Below are 218 nucleotides of genomic sequence, written 5' to 3'. Positions count from 1 at the left end.
GTCATGGCTTGCTTCTCAACTAATAATTGAGCGATTTTCTGTTTGACTGCAGAGGCAATCTGGTGATTTTTCTAGACGAGGGAGGTTTCGGCGACAGCCATTTTTCCACAGTTCTTACAGCGAAAGCGCCGCTTTTTGAGTCGGATAAGGGTTTTGTATCCTGCTGTCTCCAGATAAGGGATTTTAGAAGGTTTCTGGAAGTCGTATTTGGTCATCTG

1 pseudogene is annotated in these 218 nt (G+C 44.5%); it reads right to left on the bottom strand.

Going from position 1 to position 218, the window contains the following annotated elements:
- Positions 1-218 (bottom strand): annotated as a pseudogene (locus HMPREF3249_RS09220) (transposase family protein); the annotation flags it as partial.

This window comes from Streptococcus sp. HMSC36C04 (genome assembly GCF_001839535.1).
Classification (GTDB): domain Bacteria; phylum Bacillota; class Bacilli; order Lactobacillales; family Streptococcaceae; genus Streptococcus; species Streptococcus hominis.
The sequence above is the reverse complement of the archived record's forward strand: the minus strand, read 5'-3'. Positions and strand labels throughout refer to the sequence as shown.